We start from the raw sequence: 24514 nt of genomic DNA, 5'->3' as shown, positions 1-24514 counted from the left end.
TAATAACAGCATGTGAATTTTACATAGAGCAATGCTGCACTGGAGGTAGTGGACATGGCGAGGCAGAAAGGACTGGGCAAAAGTCTCGGTAAGGGACTGGATGCTATATTTTCCGGGAACAGGGAAGGTGAGGCAGTCATCGAACTTAAAATTTCCGAAATCAGAAGAAATCCATATCAGCCCCGGGTTGAATTCAATGAAGAAAAGTTGAAGGAACTGGCTGAATCAATTGAAAACCATGGGGTCATCCAGCCGATCATCGTCAGGAAATCTGTCAAAGGCTATGATATTGTTGCTGGGGAACGCCGTTATCGTGCAAGTAGACTGTTGAATCGGGAGACCATTCCGGCCATCATCAAGGAGATGACAGATACGGAGATGATGGAACTGGCCATCATTGAAAACTTGCAGCGGGAGAACCTGAATCCGCTCGAAGAGGCACTAAGCTACCGGCAACTGATGACAACATTGAATATCACCCAGAATGAAGTAGCCCAGCGGCTCGGGAAATCGAGGCCCTATATTGCCAATATGCTGAGACTGCTCAATCTGCCCCAGGCAATCCGGCAGATGATCAACGAAGACGCGCTATCCGGAGCCCATGGACGGACACTTCTGGGGCTAAAAGATCCCATACAGATGGAGGATGCGGCAAAGCACGCTATGGCAGAAGAAATGAGTGTCAGAGCGCTTGAGGCCTACGTCAAAAGTCTTCAGGATGTGACTGTGTCCAGGAAACAGAAACAGAGCAGGCCAGCGTTCATCGAGCGGCATGAAGCAATGCTAAAGGAACGGTTCGGCACGACAGTGGAAATCAGAAAGAAGCGTAAAAAGGGCACCATTTCCTTTGAATTCAGAAGTGAAGAGGAATATAAGAGGATCATGTCCTTATTGGAAAATGAATAAAAAGAAAAGCGAAGGTGAAAGATTGTGAGTTTGTTTAGTCTTGGTAATACAACTTCATTGGAAGATCCGTTGGATCTTTCATTTATTGAAGAGATTATGTTAGAACTTAAGAATCCAGATCTATGGATGGGCATCGGTGGCAGAATACTTGCAGCGATTGCAATAATCGTCGTAGCACTGATTGGAATCAAAATCATAAACAGAGTGATAGGAAACTTCTTTAAGGCAAAAGGCAAATCCCGTCTAAAAGGAACAGATAAACGGAATCAGACCCTTGTCAACGTACTGCAGAATGCGGTCACAGTATTTATCTGGTTCGTCGTCATCATGATGGTTCTTGAATTCTTCAATCTGCCGGTACGAACGCTTCTCGCCGGTGCTGGTGTGGTTGGTTTGGCAATCGGTTTTGGTGCACAGAGTCTTGTGAAGGATATCATCACCGGATTCTTCATCCTTCTGGAGAACCAGTTTGATAAAGGTGATTTTGTAAGAGCGAATACTTCTGGAACTACCGTTGCGGAAGGCGAAGTGCTGTCTTTCGGCCTGCGGGCAACAAGGATCCAAGGGTGGGAAGGTGAACTCTTCATCATACCGAATGGTATCATCAACGAAGTCGTCAACTTTTCCCGGTACAATGCGATATCGATGCTTGATATCAACGTTGCGGTTGAAGAAGATCTGAATAAAGTAGAAAATATACTGGAATCTTACTTCAAGGTGCATTGGCAGGAGGAAGATACGCTGATTACGAAGCCTGAGATCCTTGGTCTGCAAGGCATTCAAAACGGGGAAGCAATCATCCGCGTCATGTTGGAAACGCAGCCGATGGAACATTTCGGAGCAACACGTCGTATGAGAAAAGCAATCAAAAACCATCTCCTTGAAAAAGGCATTCAGATTTCCGTACCCAAGATGGACATTCAGCAGTTCGATGTCACTAAAAATAAGGGTGAATAATCATGTCAAAAGAATATGATCTGAACGATATTGTTGAAATGAAGAAACAGCATCCATGTGGCAATAGACTGTTCCGCATCACTCGCATGGGAGCCGATATCAAAATCAAATGCACCCAATGTGACCGGGTCATCATGATGCCAAGACGCGATTTTGAGAAGAGAATGAAAGCAGTAAAACAAAAATATGAAGCATAAAGGTGATTATAAATGGCTTTGACAGCAGGTATCGTCGGATTGCCGAACGTCGGCAAATCCACACTATTCAACGCAATAACCAAAGCAGGCGCGCTCGCAGCAAACTATCCATTCGCAACAATCGATCCGAATGTCGGAATCGTCGAAGTGCCGGATGAGAGACTGAATGTACTGACGGAGATGGTGGTACCGAAGAAGACCATTCCAACGGCTTTTGAATTTACAGATATCGCCGGGATCGTAAAAGGTGCTTCCAAAGGTGAAGGACTCGGCAACAAATTCCTCGCTCATATCCGCGAAGTTGACGCAATCTGCCAGGTTGTCCGTGCGTTTGATGATGAGAATGTGACACACGTTTCAGGTAAAATCGACCCGATTGATGATATTGAAATCATCAATATGGAACTGATTTTTGCCGATCTTGAAAGTATTGAAAAAAGATTGCCACGCCTTGAGAAGATGGCGAGACAAAAAGACAAGGAAGCAATGGCTGAGCAGGCACTACTCTCCAAGATCAAAGAGGGCCTCGAAAATGACCAGCCAGTTCGTGCGCTTGAATTCACTGAAGAGGAAGCACAACAAGTCAAAACACTCCATCTACTGACGCAAAAGCCCATGCTTTATGTGGCCAACGTTGCAGAAGAAGAACTTGCTGATCTTGATCAGAACGTACACCTTAAATCAATTCAGGAATATGCTGAGAAGGAAGGTTCTGAGGTCATCGTAATCTCTGCGAAGGTTGAAGAGGAGATTGCTGTACTGGATGAGGAAGAAAAGGAGATGTTCCTGGAAGACCTCGGCATCGAGGAATCCGGCCTGGACAAGCTGATCAAGGCGGCGTATGGACTGCTCGGACTCGCGACATATTTCACAGCGGGTGTAGAAGAAGTCAGAGCATGGACGTTCAAGGAAGGAATGACAGCACCGGAATGTGCGGGCATTATCCATACGGACTTCCAGAAAGGGTTCATCCGTGCAGAGACGGTCAGTTATGATGACCTCGTCGGCAACGGCAATATGGCGAAAGCCAAAGAGGCCGGCAAGGTCCGTCTTGAAGGTAAAGATTACATCATGAAAGATGGCGACGTCGTTCATTTCAGATTTAACGTATAGAAACATTGTAAAATGAATCGATGACTGGTATAATATTGGATTGTGAGTAATGAAAATTATTCCTTGCCTATTTCCATGTAGATAGGCCGCTAAAGACCATAAGGAGGTGTAGAAGATGAAGGCATATGAAATTCTATATGTTATCCGCCCGGATGTTGAGGAGGATGCGAAAAAAGCGCTTACTGAGCGTTTTGACAACGTACTGACTTCCCAAGGAGCGGAAATCGTCGAATCAAAAGAGTGGGGTAAACGACGCCTGGCTTACGAAATCAATGATTTCAAAGAAGGCTTTTATCACATCGTCAAAGTCAATGCTGATGTGGAAGCAACAAGCGAATTCGATCGTTTGGCCAAAATCAACAATGAGATAATTCGTCACATCATTGTTGTTGATGAACAAGCTGAAAACAACAAGTAATAATACAATGGAGTTGATTACATGCTGAACCGTGTTGTATTAGTAGGGCGTCTTACTAAAGACCCTGAACTGAAAGTCAGTCAAAGTAATATTTCTGTAGCGACCTTTACGCTGGCGGTCAACCGTCCGTTTACAAGTTCAAATGGTGAGCGTGGTGCTGACTTCATCAACTGTGTGGTTTTCCGTAAACAAGCAGAGAACGTCAACCAGTATTTGAAGAAAGGCAGTCTGACAGGAGTAGATGGCAGATTGCAGAGCCGTTCCTATGAGAATAAAGAAGGTCAAAGAGTGTATGTGACTGAAGTAGTGTGTGATAGTGTGCAGTTCCTGGAGCCTAAAGGGCAGCAGGGGCAAGGCAGTAATCAACAATATAATAACAATTCCGCAGATAGCTACCAGAATGCGTACGGTAACCAGTCCACTGGTTCCAAACCGGCACCTCAGCAGTCGAGGAAGAACTCGAACGAGGAAAATCCATTTGCAAATGCAGACGGACCGGTTGATATCAGTGATGACGACCTACCATTCTAATCGGATACCCCGAGAACGGGTATTTGTAATAAACGTGTGAAAAGTGTGTGTGTGCATATATAGAATATAGTGTGTGTATTCTATATCAGAGGCATTCCGGATTATCCGGAATGCCTTTTTTATTTCACAATAAATCGCTGTGGCTGTATTCTCTAATGTCCTTCACATGTTTATAATTGTAAGTGAACCTTTAATCGAGAATGGAGCATTTTTATGAGAAGGATCATGCTTGCGTGTATACTGGGTACATTTTTAATGATTGCGGGATGCAGCAGTGCTTCCGGCGAAGAAGAGCAATCTCTGACGGTTTCAGCAGCTGCGAGTCTGGGTGATGCCATGGAGGAGATCAAGAAACTCTATGAAGAAACACAGCCGGATGTTGAGCTGTCTTTCAACCTCGGGGGATCGGGTACATTACAGAAGCAGATTTCGCAAGGTGCGCCGGTAGATCTTTTCATTTCAGCAGCAGAAGATAAATTTCAGGTTCTGCTTGATGAAGAAAAGATTGATGCTTCCGCACATACCGAACTGCTCGGCAACTCGCTTGTACTCATTGTGCCAAAAGGAAATGAAGAGATCAGTATGGATGCACTCGATCATGCCGATACCCTTTCCATCGGGACACCAGGTACTGTACCCGCTGGTAAGTATGCTGAAGAAGCACTGGCGTCTCTCGGTCTGTTTGAAGCATTGGAAGCGGATATCGTATATGCAAAGGATGTCAGACAAGTACTGTCCTATGTGGAAACGGGAAATGTCGATGCAGGTATCGTCTACCGTACAGATGCCATCGGAAGTGATAAAGCCGTTATCACTGAAGAACTTTCCCCATCTCTTCATACACCGATCAGTTATCCGGCAGGTGTACTGAAAGATTCAAAAAATCATGAGGCCGCAATGGAATTCTACGAATTCCTCCAGTCGAAAGCGGCGCTAAAGGTGTTTGAAGACTATGGATTTACTATTCAGTAGCATTACATTAGAGGCGTTCCTCGAGCCGGTACTCTTGTCTTTAAGAGTGTCGGTCATTGCGTTGATCATCGTTTTCATTCTCGGTACACTCGTCGGAAAATGGATGGTGGACCGCAGTTTTCCAGGCCAATCCATTGTGGAGACGGTCATCATGCTGCCGCTTGTACTGCCGCCGACAGTAGTCGGGTTTTTGCTGATTGTCATCTTCGGCAACAATAGCATCATAGGGGAATGGATCATCTGGGTGTTCAACCAGCCTGTCATCTTTACTTGGTATGCCGCAGTGATTGCCAGCACGGTCGTCGCCTTCCCGCTCATGTACCAATCTGCCAAGGCAGGGTTTCAAAATATTGATAGAGATATTGAAGAGGCGGCCAAAGTGGATGGTGCAGGGCGTTTCCAGACGTTCCTCCGCATTTCCATGCCACTTGCATCCAGAGCGCTTATGGCAGGCGGTATTCTGAGTTTTGCCAGGGCACTCGGAGAATTCGGTGCAACGTTGATGTTTGCCGGCAACATACCCGGTGTCACCCAGACAGTGCCGACAGCCATTTATATTGCGCTTGATTCAGGCAGGATGGCACTCGCCTGGATGTGGGTCATTACGATAGTCATCATCTCTTTCATCATGCTGTTCATTGCCAGAACCAAAAATCCAAGCAGATAATTGTTTGATTAGAAGATACAATTAACATGATTCTTGGATTGACAACAGAGATGAAAATGTGTAAAATATACCATGCACATACAAAGACACTTCCACACGTTCATAAGAAATAACAAAATTATAGATATGAACATGCTTACGCAGTAACCACACACTACTGCATTGCAACGTTCAATCTGTAGAGGAGGATAACTCATGGCAGGTCCAAGAAGAGGCGGTCGTCGCCGCAAAAAGGTTTGTTACTTCACAGCCAATGGTATTACGCACATTGACTATAAAGAAGTCGAACTCCTTAAAAAGTTCATTTCAGAACGTGGAAAAATTCTTCCAAGACGTGTAACAGGTACTTCTGCGAAGTATCAGCGCCAGCTTACAAAAGCGATCAAGCGCTCACGTCATATGGCATTGCTTCCATATGTTAAGGAAGAGCAATAATATAGGCTAAGTGTTAGACCCTTGAAGCGGTAACGTTTCAAGGGTTTTTTATGTTTTGGTAAATTTTTGGAGAAAATCTTATATGGCTCTAATGTGTTAAGATGAGAGCAATACTAACTTATTACACAGGAGGGCTATCTCCAATGGTTAAAGATAAAGAAACACCTGAACAAGTAAGAGAGAGATTGAGACAGGAAGAATTGAAAAATAATCCTGGTGGTAATTTAAGGGATGCTTCCAATAGAACAGATAACGGTAGTTTGCCTGATTTGACAGGTACCCTGGGATGGAGAGGGCTTGGCATACTGATTCTCATAATTATAATAGTGGCAATCATCGGCTTCTTCATTTTCAATTAACAATATCAATCGTTCACACAATGTTCACTTACGAAGCGGGTTTCCAAATAGGTATACTGACTCTTATTGATCAGAAAAGGAGATTTATGTATGCCAACTACAAAAAAAGAAAGCTTAGTTTTTAGTATGATCATGTGTTTCTTCCTGGTTTTTATAATGACCATATACAATGAGATTTTAAACGGTAATATTTTCACTCTGCCTTTTTCCAAGCAAGTCTTCAGTTTTATTCTTGCCTATACGATTGCTCTATTCCTGGATATGGTTCTGGTTGCTCCTATCGCTAAAAGCATTGGTCATAAGGTGTATAGTCTCACAGCTAAAAAAATCTTTATGATACTGACCATTTCATTCTTCATGGTGATTGGCATGGCACTGTTGATGTCCATATTCGGTCTGATAATGTCCATGAATGCCGGAGCAGTAGGTGATACTTCAATATTGAATCTATATCTATCCACTTTCCTAAAAAACTTCATCTTTGCGCTGCCACTGCAATTGCTTATAGCAGGTCCACTGGTCAGGTTCATTTTCAGTAAAATCCCTTTCAATCAAACTACTGCAGCGTAGCAGGAATAAATATAGGCTATTAAATTTTAATACACAAGAAAAAACCCAAATGACCAAAAGGTCATTTGGGTTTGAATCTATCTTTAGAATCTATTTCTGTCGTTGTCCAAACGGTCATTGTCCAGACCATCTCTATCCGAACGATCGTTACCGAGAGTACCTCTTGTAGAGTCAGTTTCATCGATGTCTACATCTTCACGACGTACATCTTCGGATACATGTTCTGTATCTTTGATTTTATCTTTTTTAACAACAACTTCTTCACTTACAACATCTTCTTTTTCAACATTAACACGTTCTTCATTAACAGAAACGTTAATGGAGTCGTTATCTGTTGTACCGATGTCGCCAGCTGGCCGGTCGCCATCTACTGGACGACGCTCAATTGTAACTTCGTCACGTTCTACAGGGACATCGAATTCCTGATGATCTGTTTCAACGTGCTTATCGATATTTACTTCACCGGTTTTGACATTTTCTTTATCTACATTCAGGCGCTCTTCACGAAGTTGAAGCTTCTCTTCTTCGGTCAGGTCTGTTCTGTCGGAAAACTCATCATTGTTCAGTGCTCTTTCATCCACGTTATATCTACCTTCCCTTTCTCCCAGTGCACTATCTCTTTCAGTGTCCACTACATTTTGATCACGGCGTCCTTCCACCATGTCGTCATTGATTGCGCGGTTGTCTTTGCCTTCATACTGATAATCTTCTTCTATTTCCGGATTTTCTGCACCATCAATGTAGCTGTTTTCATCACGTCCCCGGTCTGAACCGATACCACCAGCGGCAGCTGTTGCACCAGCAGCACCAGTTACACCTGGGCTGTGAGCACTGCCTGGAGTGGAAGCCGGACGATCTGCGGATTCGCCAGTATCTACTCTGTCGGAGTCATCTTCCAATAATGGATCAGTTGGATAGTCGGTCGTATCGCCTTCCATCTCATCATTTACGTATAGAAGAATCTTGCCGCTGTCCAACGCTTGTCTATACTCTTCTTCTTCTTGGGAGCTCAAGTTAAGGTTAGTCATTACACGATCTTCAGGCTGTTCTGCAGAAAAGAATGAAACAACCTTATCCCATGTGCTTCCTTCAGAAGTTTTGTAATTTACATCAGTGTAGTTCAACGAAGAACCTTCAAGCTCTTCTCTGGACACTACAGTAATCTGATCTTCATTGATGCCGTCGGATTTCAACTGTTCAATTCTACCTAGCATTTCCTGTTCGCTTGTATATGATTCAATCTTACGCATAACTCTTACCTCCATTTTTTTAATAATTTAAGTGTCGTTATCGCTTCTACAAGTGACTGTTCATGTTCGATTTTTTATAACACCTTTGCATGTAGTAAAAGTATACCCACGATGAAATCTAATAAACTAAGCACAAAAAATTTAAATGGACATAAGTATTGACAATATGGAATAATATTCTAAAAAGGGTGGGAACATTTGGAAAACGTAGGAGAAAAAATTAGAGGCAGAAGAAAGATGATGGCATTTTCACAGCTGAAATTAGCCGAGAATATTACATCCCAATCTGCGATATCACGGCTGGAAAATGACATATACACAATCCCTTTAAACGAATTGATAGATGTGCTGGAAAGATTGAACCTGAGCATACATGATGTGTTTTGTGGAAACTATATGACTCCTTTTCATATTATTCAACAAGAATTGGATGAGTGTAGAGTACATGGGAACTACATAAGGATGGAAGAGATAATAGAAAGTGAATGTGACCAATTCTGGAGGCAATCTCCTGAATTGGAAGGGTATCATCAATGGCATCTTGCAATTGTAGAATATTCAAAAGGTAACCTTAAAGAAGCACTTAGTAAAATTAATGAAGCAATAGCAGAAAACGATACTAACGAGTGGATGTACGAAAAAGTAGCAGAAATGTATTTGGCTAAAGGTAATATTCTGAGCAAAATGAACATTGATGCTGTTGAATTTTATAAAGAAGCAGAGAGCTATTATGCTCATTCCGGTAAAAAGTCATTTAAATTGATAGTTAAAGTACTATTTAATTTATCGATAAGCTATTGTAAAAGGCATGAATATGGACGAGCAATGAAGTATGCAGATAAAGCAAAGAAAATACTGCAAGAAAAGGAATCAACATATCTACTTTGTGAAATCCTATATAATGAAGTGGTTTCACTCAATGCTTTGGGATATTCAGATGAAGCATTGAAGATTATAAAAAAATCAGAGTACCTTTATAAGTTGGGAAATAAGCTTGAATTGTACGAAAAACTGAAAAATTATTCCCGGGAGAATATTTCGTCGTAAAAGCTATTATAAATCCAGCTCATCTCCTAAAATATAATTAATGCTAGGAATTAGCATAAGAATTATAAAGGGGATGTTCATTTATGAAACAAATGTTTATGGCTTTAGTTATTGTACTTGGTTTTACAAGCATGAGTGTTGATCAAGAATTCGAGCCAGCTAACAAAGGCAACTGCCTATGTCTACCTTATATTTTCTAGACGAAGGGGGACAATGAGATGAAAAACCTGGAAAGTCCGGTTACACGTCTGATATGTTTCAATCATTACAAGATTTTGAGTCTGCTTGATCCGATCAATCGCTCATCGTACAACTACTATATGGATATTCTCGTTGAAGGGATACAGAAAAGATACCCAGATATTCTTGAAATGATAGATGCGGAGGGTGTGGCAGTGGATGTGTCTGATGAGGTGGATCTGATTCTTGAAATGTTTGGTAAGCTGGAGAAATCGTTGGACCGCCTACCGGTTGAGGTTCGGAGTGAGCTGGTTGATAAATATCATGTATACTTCGGAGGCTTTGATTGCAGCAGCAAGGTGGAGCATCATTGTTTTACATACTATAATTTTTTAAAACGTCATCAGAAAATAAAAATTCAAAAAAGAAAAGGCATGCATAAGAAACTATCTCTTTACCATTATAGACAGATGATGGTGACCTATAGATCTCTAGGATATGTGACAGTACTTTCGGCTGATCAGATCAGAAGGGTCTGCATACGAAAAGGACGGGAATCTCAACTGCTTCGGCCAATGCACATCAGTCTTCCTGACACTGGGGGGATGAACAGTGTACAGCTCGTAAAAGAAGATACATTCTATCTCAAGGAATAAGCAGTCATAATAAAAAACGATTTGAAGGCGCAATGTATATGCGCTCCAAATCGTTTTTGTCTATTTAATAGGGTCCCTGGCTTCCGCTTTGAAATCCGCTTCGGCACTTTCCTCTTTGTATTTTCTTCGCTCCAGCATTCCATAATCGGTATAGAATATAAGATAGTTGCCTTCGCTGATTTTAAATAAATATTTTTCTATCTCATCTTCATCGAGTACATAATAATGTAGGAATCTTTCCGCCGGTTCATTTCTGGCCAAGATTTCCTTAAGCCCTCTATCATCCGGTACATGCATGTGGTATGTTACTTCTGTATACTCCAAAGCTTCGAATTCCCTATCGTCCCTGCCGAGCAGATGGATATCTTCTTCATAGTAACCTTCCGATTTCAACTGGGTGATCCTGTCCAGTACAGCTTCCTGGCTATCGTAAAGCTCAAAATAATTCACAATGGACCTCCTTCTTCAGTTTTATGTATGTTTCAATTCATATTCCCTGATCCCCCGCCTCAAAACGCCAATATCCATATTAATTAAATTTTCAGTATTATCTATCTTATTCTAAATGGATTGTTTATGGTGGGCTTTTTTGCTATCATAAGTAATTAATTATTTTATTTCATATAATCATAATAATATGGATTATGAGTTTCTAGGCTTTACCTTAAATAAAGCTGCTATGAAATAACAATTGGATATTCGGCATTGGCTGTATTTCTATTGTTCCTATCATATTATCTTATTTAAGGTGCACTATTTGAAAAATAGGAGGCATTAAGAATGTGGGAGAGAAAGTTTGAAAAAGAAGGTTTGACGTTTGATGATGTGCTGCTTGTTCCAGCACACTCTGAAGTATTGCCAAAAGAGGTGGATCTGTCCGTTCAGCTATCGGATAGGATTAAATTGAATATTCCTGTATTGAGCGCGGGCATGGATACTGTCACTGAATCGGCCATGGCGATTGCGATGGCGCGTCAGGGTGGTCTCGGTGTCATTCACAAGAACATGTCGATTGAACGCCAGCGTGATGAAGTGGAAAAGGTGAAACGTTCCGAGAATGGTGTCATTACCAATCCCTTCTTCCTGACGAAGGAAGAGCAGGTCTTTGCAGCGGAGCATCTGATGAGTAAATATCGTATTTCAGGTGTCCCAATCGTTAACAATCCGGAAGAGAAAAAGCTGATCGGCATCATCACGAACCGTGATCTTCGTTTCATCGAAGACTACTCGAAACCGATTGATGATGTCATGACTAAAGAAAACCTTGTGACTGCTGATGTTGGTACGACACTTGACCAGGCAGCAAAGATTCTACAGCAGTACAGAATTGAAAAACTCCCGCTGGTAGATGAAAACAACATATTAAAAGGGCTCATCACAATAAAAGATATAGAGAAGGTCATAGAGTTTCCTGACGCAGCAAAAGACGGTCAGGGTCGACTGCTTGTTGCAGCTGCCATCGGTATCGCAAAAGAGACCGAGAAGCGTGCCCAGGAACTGGTTGACGCAGGTGCTGACGCGCTCGTCATTGATACAGCACATGGTCATTCTGCAGGCGTACTCGCAGCAATCAAGGATGTCCGCGAAAAATTCCCGGCAGTCGCATTGATTGCTGGAAATGTAGCGACGGCAGAAGGTACGAAAGCACTGATTGATGCGGGTGTTGATGTCATCAAGGTCGGTATTGGTCCAGGTTCAATCTGTACAACACGCGTTGTTTCAGGGGTTGGTGTACCTCAGATTACTGCTGTCTATGATGCAGCTACTGAAGCGCGCAAGCATGGCAAGGCGATCATCGCAGATGGGGGCATCAAACTCTCAGGAGATATCGTCAAAGCACTGGCCGCAGGGGGTCACGCAGTCATGTTAGGCAGTCTGCTTGCAGGTACAGCTGAATCACCAGGTGAAACAGAAATATTCCAAGGTAGAAGGTACAAAACCTATCGCGGCATGGGTTCACTGGGTGCAATGGAACAAGGATCGAAAGATCGTTATTTCCAGGAAGATTCAGAAGCCAAGAAATTTGTTCCGGAAGGCATTGAAGGCCGCACAGAGTACAAGGGTCCATTGAGTGATACAATCTATCAGCTGATGGGTGGACTGAGATCCGGTATGGGTTACACGGGATCACAGAACCTGGAAGCTTTGAGAGAACAGGCACAGTTCGTGAAGATTACAGGTGCTGGATTGATCGAGAGCCACCCGCATAACGTTCAGATCACGAAAGAATCCCCAAACTACTCTAGATAAGATAGGAGCACTGCTGAAAGATGGAAATGGCTAAAGAGCAAGAACTCATACTGGTTATCGACTACGGCAGTCAGTATAACCAATTGATTACACGACGCATCCGGGATCTTGGAGTCTATAGTGAACTCCACAACCCGAGTATTACAATAGATGAAATCAAAGCATTGAATCCTAAAGGCATCATCCTCTCGGGAGGTCCGCGTTCCGTCTATGCAGACGATGCCTTCACTGTGGATCCGAAAGTGTTCGAACTCGACATTCCTGTACTGGGCATCTGCTACGGCATGCAGCTGATTACACAATTGAATGGTGGGGAAGTGGTCCCATCCAATGAAAAGGAATTCGGACCGACTGAAATCAGTCTCGATATCAGTGCCTCACTGTTCAACGGTCTTGCTGAAAATGAAACAGTACTGATGAGCCACAGTGACAAGGTGACACGCATCCCGGAAGACTTCAAGCAGATTGCCTACACGCCACTATGCAAGTATGCAGGCATCCAGCATGAAGAGAAGCACATCTACGGTGTGCAGTTCCACCCGGAATCCAAACATACGAAAAATGGAGACACATTCCTCAGAAACTTCATCCGTGATATCTGTGGATGCCATGGAGAATGGACGATGGGCAACTTCATCGACATTGAAGTGGAGAAGATCCGTGAAGAAGTTGGAGACCGGAAAGTACTCTGTGCAATGAGTGGCGGCGTGGACTCTTCTGTTACCGCTGTACTGATGCATAAAGCCATCGGCGACAAGCTGACGTGTATATTCGTCGATCACGGTCTGCTGCGTAAAGGCGAAGGCGATATGGTCATGGAGCAGTTCGGTGAAGGTTTCAATATGAACATCATCAGAGTCGATGCGAAAGACCGCTTCATGAGCAAACTTAAAGGTGTTGCCGATCCTGAGCAGAAGCGCAAGATCATCGGTAACGAATTCATCTATGTATTCGATGATGAAGCGACTAAACTACAAGACGTGGACTTCCTGGCACAAGGGACCCTCTATACAGACATTATCGAATCCGGTACTGAAACCGCAACAACAATCAAATCACACCATAACGTCGGTGGCCTGCCGGAAGACATGCAGTTCAAACTGCTCGAACCGCTCAATACTCTATTCAAGGATGAAGTACGCGCGCTCGGTATCGAACTCGGTATTCCAGAACACCTTGTATGGAGACAGCCATTCCCAGGTCCGGGCCTTGGTATCCGCATACTTGGTGAAATTACTGAAGAGAAGCTCGAAATTGTACGTGAAAGCGATTGGATTTTGCGTGATGAAATCAGCAAAGCCGGACTCGACCGTGAAATCTGGCAATACTTTACCGTTCTTCCTGACATCCGCTCCGTTGGCGTCATGGGTGACTACCGTACGTACAGCCATACCATCGGCATCCGTGCAGTCACAAGCATCGATGGTATGACAAGTGAATTCGCCAAGATCGACTGGGACGTACTTGAGAGAATCTCAAAACGCCTCGTCAACGAAAGCGAACAGATCAACCGCGTTGTATATGATATAACGAGCAAGCCGCCTGCTACGATCGAGTGGGAATAGTATATGAGAAAACCGCTTTAACCTTTTAGGTTAAAGCGGTTTTCTCATTTAAGATATTTCTTTAACAGTGCCGCTGGAACATGACAGTAGTCATTCGGATGTTTGGAGAGCCTGTCCTGATGTTCTTCTGCACTTCTTACATAGTTTGCAAGGGGGAGTACTTCGACAACTATCAAATCTTGATCCTCTCTGTCCTTAAGAAATGACTTCGCCTTTTTCAAGTGTTCCGGGTTCTCGCTATATACCCCTGTCCTATATTTCTCGCCAACATCATCTCCTTGCTTATTCAGGCTGTATGGATCGATGATTTCAAATAAGTATCCTATCAGTTCCTTGATGGTTACAACTTCCGGATCGAATACTGTTCTTACACATTCGGCGTACCCATCATAATCACTATTCAACGAATTGCTCAATCCATTAGCTCTTCCAGCCTCTGTAGACCGAACTCCGGGCAGAGTTTTCAAAAAGGCCTGCACACCCCATAAACATCCACCGGCAAAATATATGGTTTCCATATCGTTGCTCTCTCCTTTTATCTATGATGTTAGGGTCATTGTAACATTAAGAATTTTAAGTATGTGTTCAATAAAATTTGGTATTACAGAAAGTGAATCGATTTGAAACGCAATCCTGATTTGATGATGTTATTATTCTATTTTTATAGTATTATTTAACCTAGTGTTACAGTAATTGGATAAGTAAATCTGTAAAATATATAAAAATCAAATAGGAGGCTGACATGCGTAAAATCACCTATTATATGGCCGTTCTACTGCTCGTCATAATTCTTCCTGTCTCACGTGCCGCTGCGGATAGTACTGAAGAGATGACACAGGAGGAGTACTCGGAGGAACGGTCTGTCGAAGGGACGATGGAAGAGCCGGTGGCTGAGCCCTCGGTTCAAGAAGAATACACACAGGAATACAGTTCGGAAGAGAACACAACAGAAGAATATACCGACGAGTACTATGAAGAATGGACTGAGGAACCATACGAATCCTACCAGCCCGAGCCTTCTTCAGAAGAGACGTTTGAACAGACGGTTGAACAGTATACTGAAGAGGTGACTGAAGAGCCGGTTGTCGAAACTACTGAGGAGCCTGCCATTGAACCTTCCGTTGAACCTGAGCCGGTTCAGGAACCGGTGAATGTGAGCATCAATCAGATGGAAGTGACGGAATTCTCTATTAAAGGTGAAGTAGTATCTGAAGGTAAAGGTGTAGAGGGCGTTGCGGTTTCTCTGACAGGTGAGATGGAAGCGGAAGTGGTGACGGATGCTGAAGGTCAATTTGTATTCACTGAAGTGCCTGCGGGTGACTACACCATTGAGAGTGATGTACCTGAAGGGTACGAACTTGAGGAAGATAGCCGTACCCTGACGCTTGAGGACAAAAATAAGAAAGGCATTACCTTTGATCTTGCTGCCATTTCTGAGGAATCGGAAGAGGTGCCTGAGACGGTAGCGCCTGATGAGCAGGTATCGGCGAATCAGAATATAAATGATAATGGTATGAATATGCCACTGATAATCATAGGCAGTGCACTTTTGGTACTTGGCCTGCTGATTTTCATGATTCGCGCCATCAGAAACAGATAGATAATAAGCGATGTAAGGAAGTCTGACATATGATGTCAGGCTTTTTTACATAGATTTTGAAGATTCCGAAAATGGTTATATAATGTCTCCATACTTAAATTTGGAGGGATAAATTATGGACAGTATTTTTATATTTCTTTGTACTTTACTCGTATGGCTCATGACACCCGGTCTCGCTCTATTCTACGGTGGTCTTGTACAGTCGAAAAACGTATTGAACACTTCAATGCATAGTCTGGCTGCGATTGTTGTTGTTACTTTTGCCTGGGTGGCCATCGGATTTTCAATCAGTTTTGGAGGTAGTAACCCGTTCATCGGTGATCTGTCATATATTGGTCTTTCCGGTGTCGGATTTGAAGCGAATCCTGCATTCTCCGAAACGATTCCTTTTGCACTATACATGCTGTTTCAACTGACGTTCTGTACAATCGCAGTCTCCATCCTGACAGGATCGGTTGCAGAACGTATGAAGTTTGGTCCTTTTCTGGTATTCATGGCATTATGGGTCGTTCTTGTCTATAGTCCAGTGGCACACTGGGTATGGGGTGGGGGCTGGATCCATGCCATTGGCGCCATCGATTTTGCCGGAGGAACGGTTGTACATATTTCCTCCGGTGTATCGGGACTTGTGCTTGCGCTCATGCTGGGGTCAAGAAAGCCGGATAACAAGAAGCCACCTCACAACCTTGTCATCACAATGGTTGGTGCGATCCTCGTATGGTTCGGCTGGTTCGGATTCAATACAGGCAGTGCGCTGACATTTGATGCGATTGCAATGAGTGCCTTCACCAATACGGTTCTTGCTTCAACTGCTGGTATTGCAGGGTGGAGTATTGTTGAAAGGTTCACTAAAGGCAGAGTATCACTGATCGGTACACTTTCCGGTATGCTGGCCGGTCTCGTAGCAATCACACCGGCAGCAGGATTTGTCACTTATGGTGGTGCGCTGGCACTTGGGCTGCTTGGTGGCGCGATATGCTTCTTCGCCATTACCAACCTGAAAGCAATGCTGAACTATGATGATGCACTTGATGCATTTGGTCTTCACGGCATCGGTGGTATCGTTGGAGCAATTGGAACTGGTGTTCTTCAGACGAGCGCAGTAAACTCAGGGATTGCGGATGGCCTGTTTGCTGGCGGCGGCTTCGCACCATTGTTGGCACAGGTTGTCGCAGTGACGGCAACAATCGTTTTCAGTGCAGTCATGACTTATGCGATTGCTAAAGGCATCAGCATCTTCGTTACATTGCGTACAGATGAAAAAGAGGAGCTGGATGGACTCGATGTGGTCATCCATGGGGAGAAAGCCTATGAGTATTCCAACTCATAGAAGATGATTTGAACAAAGGGGTTTCGATCATATACTAAGGGGTACAAAAAATAAACTGATATATTTCCTTCCAAAGGCCCGATGCCGCTTATATAAGCGGCATTTTTCATGTCTTTTTATACTTTATGAAAGCCTTTACACGTCTGTCTAGACATGCTAAAATTATGGCGATAATACAAATATAAGGGAGTGTGGAAGAAATGGCAGTGAACCGTGATGATGTTAAAGCGATAATTGAAGCGATTGGCGGCAAGGAGAATGTTAATGCAGCCACACACTGTGTCACCCGCTTGCGTCTTGCCCTGGAAGACGAGTCGAAAGTGGATAAGGAAAAACTGGATTCCATCGATCTGGTCAAAGGCTCGTTCGCAGCGAATAATCAGTTTCAGGTTGTTATCGGGCAAGGAACTGTAAACGAAGCATTCAAGATTTTTGAAGAAGAGACGGGCAAAGGGGGCGGCTCGAAGGACGAGGTGAAAGCCGCAGCTGCACAGAAGATGAATCCGCTTCAGCGCTTCATCAAAATGCTCGGTGACATTTTTATTCCCATTCTTCCAGCCATCGTGACCGCAGGTCTTCTGCTCGGTATCAATAACCTGCTGACTGTTCAGGGTCTGTTCTGGGAAAATGATTCGATCATCACCCGCTTCCCTGGGATCGAAGGTATCGCAAGCATGATCAACTTCATCGCGGTGGCACCTTTCATCTTCCTGCCTGTACTCATCGGCTGGTCTGCCATGAAGGTGTTCGGGGGGAATCCGTTACTTGGTATTGCATTGGGACTGGCGCTCTGTCACCCCGATCTTGCCAGCCAGTATGGCCTGTTCGATTCCGAAGCGGGGGAGCTCGCCGAAATTCCGACCTGGAACTTCTTTGGACTACAGATTGAACAGCTGAACTATCAGGGGCAGGTGCTGCCGGTACTTGTCGCAGCATGGCTGCTCGCAAAAGTGGAGCACTTCCTCAACCAGCGCATCCATGACATGTTCAAACTGCTTCTGGTTGCGCCAATTGCACTGCTCGTCGTTGGCATTCTTACTTACACACTGATTGGTCCTGTCACACTTTTCCTGAGTACCATCATTTCCGATAGCATCGTCTGGCTTTTTGAAACGGTCGGCGTGCTCGGTGGCGCAGTATATGGACTATTCTACGCACCACTTGTTGTAACGGGTCTGCACCATATGTTCCTTGCGGTCGATCTGCAGCTTATCGGAACGACAGGCTCGACCTACCTGTGGCCGATTCTTGCCATTTCCAATATTGCGCAAGGGTCCGCAGCTTTCGGTGCATGGGTCATCTACCGCCAGCAGAAGAAAAAGAAGGAAGAAGGCCTGGCAATGACTTCGGGTATCTCGGGATGGCTCGGGGTAACTGAGCCGGCAATGTTCGGTGTCAATCTGCCGCTCAAGTATCCATTCCTCGCAGCAGTCATCACCACAGCAGTCGTCGGTGGTATTTTTGGAATGAATGGATTGACTGCAGCCAGCGTCGGCGTTGGTGGTGTACCTGGTGTCATTTCCATTACAGAAGGGTTCTGGCTGCTCTTCAGTATTGGTATGCTGATCGCAATCGTCGTTCCTTTTGTGCTTACGCTTATTTTTTCCAGATTTGCAAAAGAGAAGACCAAAGATATGGTGAAAGAGTAAATCAAGCATAAGGGAGTTTTTAAAATGACAGCCATGGACTGGAGAAAATCAGTGGTCTATGAAATCTATCCCAAATCGTTCAACGATACGACAGGAAGCGGCCAGGGAGATATCAAAGGGATCATTGAGAAACTGGATTATTTCAAAATGCTCGGCGTGGACTACTTATGGCTTACGCCTGTATATGAATCTCCAATGAATGACAATGGATATGATATCAGTGATTATTACGAAGTGAACCCGCAATTCGGCAGTAAGGAAGATCTTCAAGAACTGATTGAGCAAGCACACGGAAAAGGGATTCGTATCATGATGGATATCGTCATCAATCACACCTCCACAAAACACCAGTGGTTTATTGAATCGAGAAAATCCAAAGACAGCAAATATCGTGACTACTATATATGGAGAGATGGCACTTACGATCATCCACCGACAAATTGGGAATCGAAGTTCGGGGGAAACGCATGGGCCTACGATCAGCAGACAAACCAGTATTACCTTCGTCTATTCGATATCACCCAGGCGGATCTGAATTGGGAAAATGAAGATATGCGTCGTGATATATATGAAATGATCAACTACTGGATCGATTTTGGCGTGGATGGATTTCGCTTCGATGTCATCAACCTCATATCGAAGGGCGAATTCAAAAGTTCTGATGGCCCAGGCAAGGAATTCTATACGGATGGGCCGAAGGTCCATGAATATATTAACGAACTTAACCGCAACACTTTCGGCGGCAGGGATGTAATGACAGTTGGTGAGATGTCGTCAACTACCATAGATCATTGTCTGAAATACACAAACCCTGAACGGAATGAACTGAACTCGGTTTTCAACTTCCATCATCTGAAAGTCGACTATCCTGATGGGGAGAAGTGGACGCTTGCCAACTTCGACTTTCTGGAGCTGAAAAGAATTCTGATGGATTGGCAGGTTGCGATGGATGAAGGCGGGGGCTGGAATGCAATATTCTGGTGCAACCACGACCAGCCGCGTGTGGTTTCGAGGTTCGGTAATGATGAAACCGAAGAGGACCGGGTGCTGAGTGGCAAGATGCTTGCCATTGCACTGCATGGACTGAAAGGAACCCCATATATCTATCAGGGCGAAGAAATCGGCATGACCGACCCCAAGTTCGATCGTATCGACCAGTATCGGGATGTAGAAAGTCTGAATGCGTACTCCATATTGAGAGATCGTGGAATGGATTCCGGGCAGATCATGGATATACTGGCATCAAAGTCGAGGGACAACGCAAGAACGCCTATGCAATGGAACGATTCTGAACATGGCGGCTTTACAGAAGGTGAGCCATGGATTGATGTACCTGATCGGTACGGAGATATCAACGTGACCCGCGCGCTTGAGGATGAGCATTCCATTTTCTACACGTATCAGAAGCTGATCCAGCTCAGACACGAACTGGACGTGCTCACTTATGGCAATGTGAAGCCGTATCTGATGGATGATGAAAATCTCTTCGTCTATACGCGTACTTATGAAGACGAAAATATCACGGTTATTGCAAACTTCAGAAACAAGGAAGTACCTTATCCGGAAAAAGTCAGCGTAGAAGGAGAAACCCTCCTATCCAATTATGATGACAGAAAAAATGTGCTCAGACCTTACGAAGCGCTGATGATATATGGACAAGGCAAATAAAAAAAGTTATGATGTATTTAATTTAAATACATCTTCAAGGACAATAAGGTGAGTGCAATGAATCTGAACAAATACAATCATATCTATCAAGTGCTATCGAGTGATATTTCAGAAGGCAACTATGGAAGAGGGGATGTACTGCCTTCTGAACATACCTTGGTCAGGACATTCGATGTTTCCCGGGAAACGGTCAGAAAAGCATTGAACCTGCTGCAGGAGAATGGCTACATCCAGAAGATGAAAGGAAAGGGATCGGTTGTCATCTATAATCCTTCGATGGATTTCACGGTCTCCCATCTGACAAGCTTCAAGGAGATCCAACAGTTGAAAACGAAGCAGTACACGACAAAAGTCGTCGATCTCGCCCAGTATCCTGCTGCAGAATTTCCGAAAGTGCTGGAGGCGTTGAAGCTGGAACCTGAAGACAGGATATGGCGTCTGATCCGTCAGAGACAATTCGAAGGCAGGACGCACATTGTGGATACGGATTATTTCATTGTTGAGATGATGCCGGGATTGAATACGCGGATAGCAGGGGATTCAATCTACGAGTATATAGAAAAACGTCTTGGTCTGACGATTGCCTATTCTCATAAGGAAATCACTTTTGATCCGATGAATAAGCAGGATCTTGAACTGTTCGGCAATGTCATCCCGCCATATACGGCAACGGTACGTTCAGTCGTCCACCTGACCGATGCCCGGCCTTTCCAGTTCAATGTATCGAAGCATCTGGCCAATGAATTCAAGTTCGTCGATTTTTCAAGACGTTTCCATGGAGAATAGATGTTTAAATCTTGCATTGGCCATCGGATTTTGATATTATAAAATATGCCGTGCTAAGTGGGGAGGTAGCGGTGCCCTGTACCTGCAATCCGCTCCAGCAGGACTGAATTCCGCTTCCGAGGGTACTCGGTGTGGGGACTGCCTTGATCTCACCGGTGTTGAGATTCCGGTCCTATGCAATAGAACGTCACGAATCATGTCAGGTCCGGAAGGAAGCAGCATTAAGTGGCCCATTCTATGTGCCGTAGGACAGCCGGAGTTGAGCTGGTGGATCAAGTAACGCTTGTGCCGATATTCAAAGAAGCGGTGCACGGTTACATAATGTATGACTGTATCTGAGGATACAGTCATTTTTTATTGCTCTGAATTAGGGCTGATAACACATATATGGTATAATCAATAGCAGAAATGATTCACTATGGAGGTGCCGCTGGATGGAATATCAAGCGTTATACCGGGCGTTCCGTCCCCAGACATTTGAAGATGTGGTGGGGCAGAAACATGTTACTAAAACTCTAAGAAACGCAATCGTCAGAGACAAGGAATCCCATGCCTATCTGTTCAGCGGACCCAGAGGGACAGGGAAGACGAGTATAGCGAAAATCTTTGCCAAGGCGCTCAATTGCCGCTTTGGCTCTGGTGGTGAGCCATGCAATGAATGTGATATTTGCATGAGCATCACCGATGGTAGTGCCAATGACGTAATTGAAATCGATGCTGCCAGCAACAATGGTGTCGATGAAATCAGAAACATACGGGAAAAAGTGAAGTATGCACCTTCCGAAGCCAGATATAAAGTCTATATCATCGATGAGGTGCATATGCTGACAACGGGCGCTTTCAATGCTCTATTGAAGACACTTGAAGAACCGCCCGGCCACGCCATCTTCATACTGGCGACGACGGAACCGCATAAGATTCCTGCAACCATCATTTCGAGGTGTCAGCGTTTCGATTTCAAAGCGATCGAGCTGAATGAGATTGTAAGCAGGCTTGAATATGTAGCGCGCAGTGAATCTCTGGAATACGATAAAGATGCCATCGAGTATATTGCAAGAACTTCAGAAGGCGGAATGCGTGATGCACTCAGCATCATGGACCAGGTAATCGCCTACAGCAACGATGTGATCACTTTGGAAGATGCAGTCATGATTACGGGCGGCATCCGATCGGAAGAGCTGAATGAATGGCTGAAACTGATCGACCATAGAGATTCCCGGGAAGCCTTCATGAAGTACCATCAGTTCATCGAGGAAGGCAAGGATCCGACGAGGCTGGTCCATGAGCTCGTATACTACATCAGGGACATCATCCTGATGAAGCATGCAGGAGAGATGGACGATGACATTGCATTTGCCCATACAGAAGACAAAGTACTCTATGAAATGATCGATGTCTTGAATGATGCGATGGTCATGATGCGGTTCTCCGTCAATACGAGTGTCCATCTTGAGGTTGTCATCGTCAAACTGATCCAGGTACTCAATAATAATGATCGTTCCATTGAGCCGCAGGCGATGGACCTGTCGCATATTGAGCAGAAATTGGCCGAGCTCGATAAGAAGCTCTCCAGTCAGCAGCAAGTATCAGCGACTCCAGCGCCGGAACCTCAGAACAGGTCGGTAAACCAGTCTTCGAAAGGTTTTTCTCTGAGACAGATCGAGAAAGTACTGGACCATGCCAACAAGGAAGACCTTGTGAAGCTCAAGGATGACTGGCCGAAAGTCTACCAGCATGTTGAAGAGAAGGGACTGCAGGCCTTGCGCTCCCTGATCAAGGATTCCGAACCGGTGGCTGCCAGCGATACGCATGTACTGCTCAAGTTCAACAGCGATGTCCACAGTGACCTCATCAATAAGGATGAAAAGAAACGTCAGGAACTTGAAGCGGTCATTCCTTCCATTATAGGAAAAGAAGTGACTGTTGTAGGTGTCCCCGATTCCAGCTGGCTGCAGGTAAGGCACGACTACATTCAGGAGAAAAAGGCGAGCAAGCAGAAGCAGTCGGCAGGCGATGACAAGAAACCTTCTGATGTCGCAAAGGAAATATTCGGGAGTGACGTTGTAGAAACGCGCTCGTGATATCGGTTTATTAAAGAAAGCATTTCATATATACTATATAGAAGAAAAATGAAAATTGATTTGGAGGAGAATATATATGCGTGGTGGAATGAACAATATGCAAGGCATGATGAAACAGATGCAGAAGATGCAGAAGAAGATGCAGGAAGAGCAGGAAAAACTGAAAGAAGAAAAAGTCGAAGGTACAGCTGGCGGCGGTATGGTCAAAGTGATTGTTTCCGGACATAAGGAAGTACTCGACGTGGAAGTTCATGAAGAAGTGGTCGATCCTGATGATGTCGAAATGCTCCAGGACCTGATTGTTGCAGCGACTAATGAAGCAATGAACAAAGCGGATGAACTTTCAAGCGAGCGTTTGGGTCAGCATACTAAAGGTATGAATATCCCGGGAATGATGTAGCATGCATTATCCCGAACCGATATCAAAGCTGATCGACAGCTTCATGAAATTGCCGGGTATTGGGCCGAAGACTGCCCAGCGCCTGGCATTTTATGTACTTAATATGAAAGAGGACGATGTCGTCAATTTTTCACGCAGCCTGATGGAAGTCAAAAGGGATCTGCAATTCTGTTCAATATGCGGGCATATTACGGATATTGATCCATGCTATATATGCCAGGATAAAAACAGAGATCGTTCCATTGTGTGTGTCGTCCAGGATACAAAGGATGTCATCGCCATGGAGAAGATGCGTGAATATGGCGGACTGTACCATGTACTCCATGGTGCCATCAGTCCGATGGATGGGATTGGGCCTGAAGATATCAATGTTGCATCATTGATCGAAAGGCTGAAGGACGATCAGATTAAAGAAATCATACTGGCGACCAACCCGAACATTGAAGGAGAGTCCACAGCAATGTACATTTCGCGTCTGGTCAAACCGATTGGTATCAAGACGACGCGTCTAGCCCATGGGCTGCCGGTCGGTGGCGACCTGGAATACGCGGATGAAGTGACCTTATCGAAGGCGATAGAATACCGCACAGAACTATAAAGAACCTGGGCCATTCAATAAAAAATGGCTCAGGCAAACTTTTTTTAAAAAACCCCTTGCGTTAATCAGCCAAACCCTGTATAGTTATTTCTTGTCGGACGAAACACAAAGCCGACACAACAAACTTACTATTAAGTTAAAAAGATTTAAAAAAGATGTTGCATCGCTGAGATGAACATGCTATAATAGTAAAGCAGTCAAAACAGAACATTGAAAACTGAATGACAATATGTCAACGTTTAATTCCGATAAACGGATGGTTTCGGCCATCCACTTGGGCGCCAAGTAAAAACGCAACGGAGTCAGAGAACTTCCAATTATGGAGAGTT

Annotated in this window: 26 protein-coding genes, 1 other RNA gene and 1 riboswitch; of the genes, 24 read left to right on the top strand and 3 right to left on the bottom strand. The window is 44.3% G+C overall.

The genetic code is table 11. The features are described 5' to 3' along the window. Positions 1-54 precede the first annotated feature (54 nt). From GQ671_RS09965 to GQ671_RS09915, 11 genes are all read left to right on the top strand, one after another. On the top strand, positions 55-906 hold the full coding sequence (locus GQ671_RS09965; RefSeq protein WP_160656478.1) for a ParB/RepB/Spo0J family partition protein: 852 nt from the start codon (positions 55-57) through the stop codon (positions 904-906). Positions 907-1002: 96 nt separating this feature from the next. After that, positions 1003-1863: a mechanosensitive ion channel family protein gene (locus GQ671_RS09960; protein ID WP_160656475.1), complete on the top strand. Its 861-nt coding sequence runs from the start codon at positions 1003-1005 to the stop codon at positions 1861-1863. 2 nt (positions 1864-1865) lie between these two features. Beyond that, positions 1866-2060, top strand: coding sequence for a DUF951 domain-containing protein (locus GQ671_RS09955; RefSeq protein ID WP_160656472.1), 195 nt, complete (start codon positions 1866-1868; stop codon positions 2058-2060). A 12-nt stretch (positions 2061-2072) separates the two neighbouring features. Continuing rightward, positions 2073-3173, top strand: a complete 1101-nt coding sequence (ychF, locus tag GQ671_RS09950; protein ID WP_160656469.1) for a redox-regulated ATPase YchF — start codon at positions 2073-2075, stop codon at positions 3171-3173. Between the two features lie 115 nt (positions 3174-3288). Next, positions 3289-3591, top strand: a complete 303-nt coding sequence (rpsF, locus tag GQ671_RS09945) for a 30S ribosomal protein S6 (protein WP_160656466.1) — start codon at positions 3289-3291, stop codon at positions 3589-3591. 21 nt (positions 3592-3612) lie between these two features. Further along, positions 3613-4122 (top strand): single-stranded DNA-binding protein, encoded by a 510-nt coding sequence (gene ssb / locus GQ671_RS09940; RefSeq protein WP_160656463.1) that lies wholly within the window; start codon positions 3613-3615, stop codon positions 4120-4122. A 207-nt stretch (positions 4123-4329) separates the two neighbouring features. Next, on the top strand, positions 4330-5094 hold the full coding sequence (gene modA / locus GQ671_RS09935) for a molybdate ABC transporter substrate-binding protein (protein ID WP_322789481.1): 765 nt from the start codon (positions 4330-4332) through the stop codon (positions 5092-5094). Beyond that, positions 5075-5761: a molybdate ABC transporter permease subunit gene (gene modB / locus GQ671_RS09930; RefSeq protein WP_160656458.1), complete on the top strand. Its 687-nt coding sequence runs from the start codon at positions 5075-5077 to the stop codon at positions 5759-5761. Before modA ends, modB begins: the two co-directional genes overlap by 20 nt. Positions 5762-5956: 195 nt before the next feature. Beyond that, positions 5957-6196, top strand: a complete 240-nt coding sequence (gene rpsR, locus GQ671_RS09925) for a 30S ribosomal protein S18 (protein WP_160656455.1) — start codon at positions 5957-5959, stop codon at positions 6194-6196. 101 nt (positions 6197-6297) lie between these two features. Beyond that, the gene (locus GQ671_RS09920; protein ID WP_246153238.1) at positions 6298-6555 is read left to right on the top strand and encodes a DUF6366 family protein; all 258 of its coding nucleotides are present in this window, start codon (positions 6298-6300) and stop codon (positions 6553-6555) included. 90 nt (positions 6556-6645) lie between these two features. Continuing rightward, a complete protein-coding gene (locus GQ671_RS09915) occupies positions 6646-7125 on the top strand; it encodes a DUF2798 domain-containing protein (protein ID WP_160656449.1) in 480 nt (159 codons plus the stop codon). A gap of 83 nt (positions 7126-7208) precedes the next feature. Here GQ671_RS09915 and GQ671_RS09910 read toward each other — a convergent pair whose 3' ends face one another. After that, on the bottom strand, positions 7209-8375 hold the full coding sequence (locus tag GQ671_RS09910; protein WP_160656446.1) for a DUF2382 domain-containing protein: 1167 nt from the start codon (positions 8373-8375) through the stop codon (positions 7209-7211). Between the two features lie 198 nt (positions 8376-8573). Between GQ671_RS09910 and GQ671_RS09905 the strand changes: the two genes are divergently transcribed. Both GQ671_RS09905 and GQ671_RS09900 read left to right on the top strand, forming a co-directional pair. Then, positions 8574-9422, top strand: a complete 849-nt coding sequence (locus GQ671_RS09905) for a helix-turn-helix domain-containing protein (RefSeq protein ID WP_160656443.1) — start codon at positions 8574-8576, stop codon at positions 9420-9422. 218 nt (positions 9423-9640) lie between these two features. After that, a complete protein-coding gene (locus GQ671_RS09900; protein WP_160656440.1) occupies positions 9641-10258 on the top strand; it encodes a YfbU family protein in 618 nt (205 codons plus the stop codon). Positions 10259-10318: 60 nt separating this feature from the next. Here the strand turns inward: GQ671_RS09900 and GQ671_RS09895 are convergent, their stop codons facing one another. Continuing rightward, positions 10319-10708: a general stress protein gene (locus GQ671_RS09895; protein ID WP_160656437.1), complete on the bottom strand. Its 390-nt coding sequence runs from the start codon at positions 10706-10708 to the stop codon at positions 10319-10321. A gap of 149 nt (positions 10709-10857) precedes the next feature. Further along, positions 10858-10958, top strand: a riboswitch (purine riboswitch). 80 nt (positions 10959-11038) lie between these two features. Between GQ671_RS09895 and guaB the strand changes: the two genes are divergently transcribed. Next, positions 11039-12508, top strand: coding sequence for an IMP dehydrogenase (guaB, locus tag GQ671_RS09890; protein WP_160656434.1), 1470 nt, complete (start codon positions 11039-11041; stop codon positions 12506-12508). Positions 12509-12528: 20 nt separating this feature from the next. After that, entirely contained in the window at positions 12529-14073 is a 1545-nt protein-coding gene (gene guaA, locus GQ671_RS09885; protein WP_160656431.1) for a glutamine-hydrolyzing GMP synthase, read from the top strand. A gap of 44 nt (positions 14074-14117) precedes the next feature. On the opposite strand, the gene GQ671_RS09880 is transcribed toward guaA, so the two are convergent. Next, positions 14118-14591 (bottom strand): peptide-methionine (S)-S-oxide reductase, encoded by a 474-nt coding sequence (locus GQ671_RS09880; protein ID WP_160656428.1) that lies wholly within the window; start codon positions 14589-14591, stop codon positions 14118-14120. A gap of 224 nt (positions 14592-14815) precedes the next feature. On the opposite strand from GQ671_RS09880, the gene GQ671_RS09875 reads away from it, so the two are divergent. The 9 genes from GQ671_RS09875 (at position 14816) to recR (ending at position 24185) form a co-directional block, all read left to right on the top strand. Continuing rightward, positions 14816-15673, top strand: a complete 858-nt coding sequence (locus GQ671_RS09875; protein WP_160656425.1) for a carboxypeptidase-like regulatory domain-containing protein — start codon at positions 14816-14818, stop codon at positions 15671-15673. 115 nt (positions 15674-15788) lie between these two features. Next, positions 15789-17003 carry an ammonium transporter gene (locus GQ671_RS09870; protein WP_160656422.1) on the top strand — a complete coding sequence of 405 codons (1215 nt, stop codon included), beginning with the start codon at positions 15789-15791 and terminating at the stop codon, positions 17001-17003. A 200-nt stretch (positions 17004-17203) separates the two neighbouring features. Further along, positions 17204-18652, top strand: a complete 1449-nt coding sequence (treP, locus tag GQ671_RS09865; protein ID WP_160656418.1) for a PTS system trehalose-specific EIIBC component — start codon at positions 17204-17206, stop codon at positions 18650-18652. 24 nt (positions 18653-18676) lie between these two features. Further along, complete coding sequence (gene treC, locus GQ671_RS09860) at positions 18677-20320, top strand: alpha,alpha-phosphotrehalase (RefSeq protein ID WP_160656415.1); 1644 nt, start codon at positions 18677-18679, stop codon at positions 20318-20320. A gap of 57 nt (positions 20321-20377) precedes the next feature. Then, entirely contained in the window at positions 20378-21106 is a 729-nt protein-coding gene (treR, locus tag GQ671_RS09855; protein ID WP_160656412.1) for a trehalose operon repressor, read from the top strand. 48 nt (positions 21107-21154) lie between these two features. After that, positions 21155-21420: signal recognition particle sRNA large type (gene ffs, locus GQ671_RS09850), an RNA gene on the top strand. Positions 21421-21540: 120 nt separating this feature from the next. Beyond that, on the top strand, positions 21541-23187 hold the full coding sequence (gene dnaX, locus GQ671_RS09845) for a DNA polymerase III subunit gamma/tau (RefSeq protein WP_160656410.1): 1647 nt from the start codon (positions 21541-21543) through the stop codon (positions 23185-23187). 76 nt (positions 23188-23263) lie between these two features. Beyond that, on the top strand, positions 23264-23587 hold the full coding sequence (locus GQ671_RS09840) for a YbaB/EbfC family nucleoid-associated protein (protein WP_160656407.1): 324 nt from the start codon (positions 23264-23266) through the stop codon (positions 23585-23587). Position 23588: 1 nt separating this feature from the next. After that, positions 23589-24185, top strand: coding sequence for a recombination mediator RecR (gene recR / locus GQ671_RS09835; protein WP_160656404.1), 597 nt, complete (start codon positions 23589-23591; stop codon positions 24183-24185). Positions 24186-24514 lie beyond the last annotated feature (329 nt).

This window comes from Salinicoccus hispanicus (assembly GCF_009831115.1).
GTDB lineage: Bacteria > Bacillota > Bacilli > Staphylococcales > Salinicoccaceae > Salinicoccus > Salinicoccus hispanicus.
This window is presented reverse-complemented; position numbering and strand designations above follow the sequence as displayed.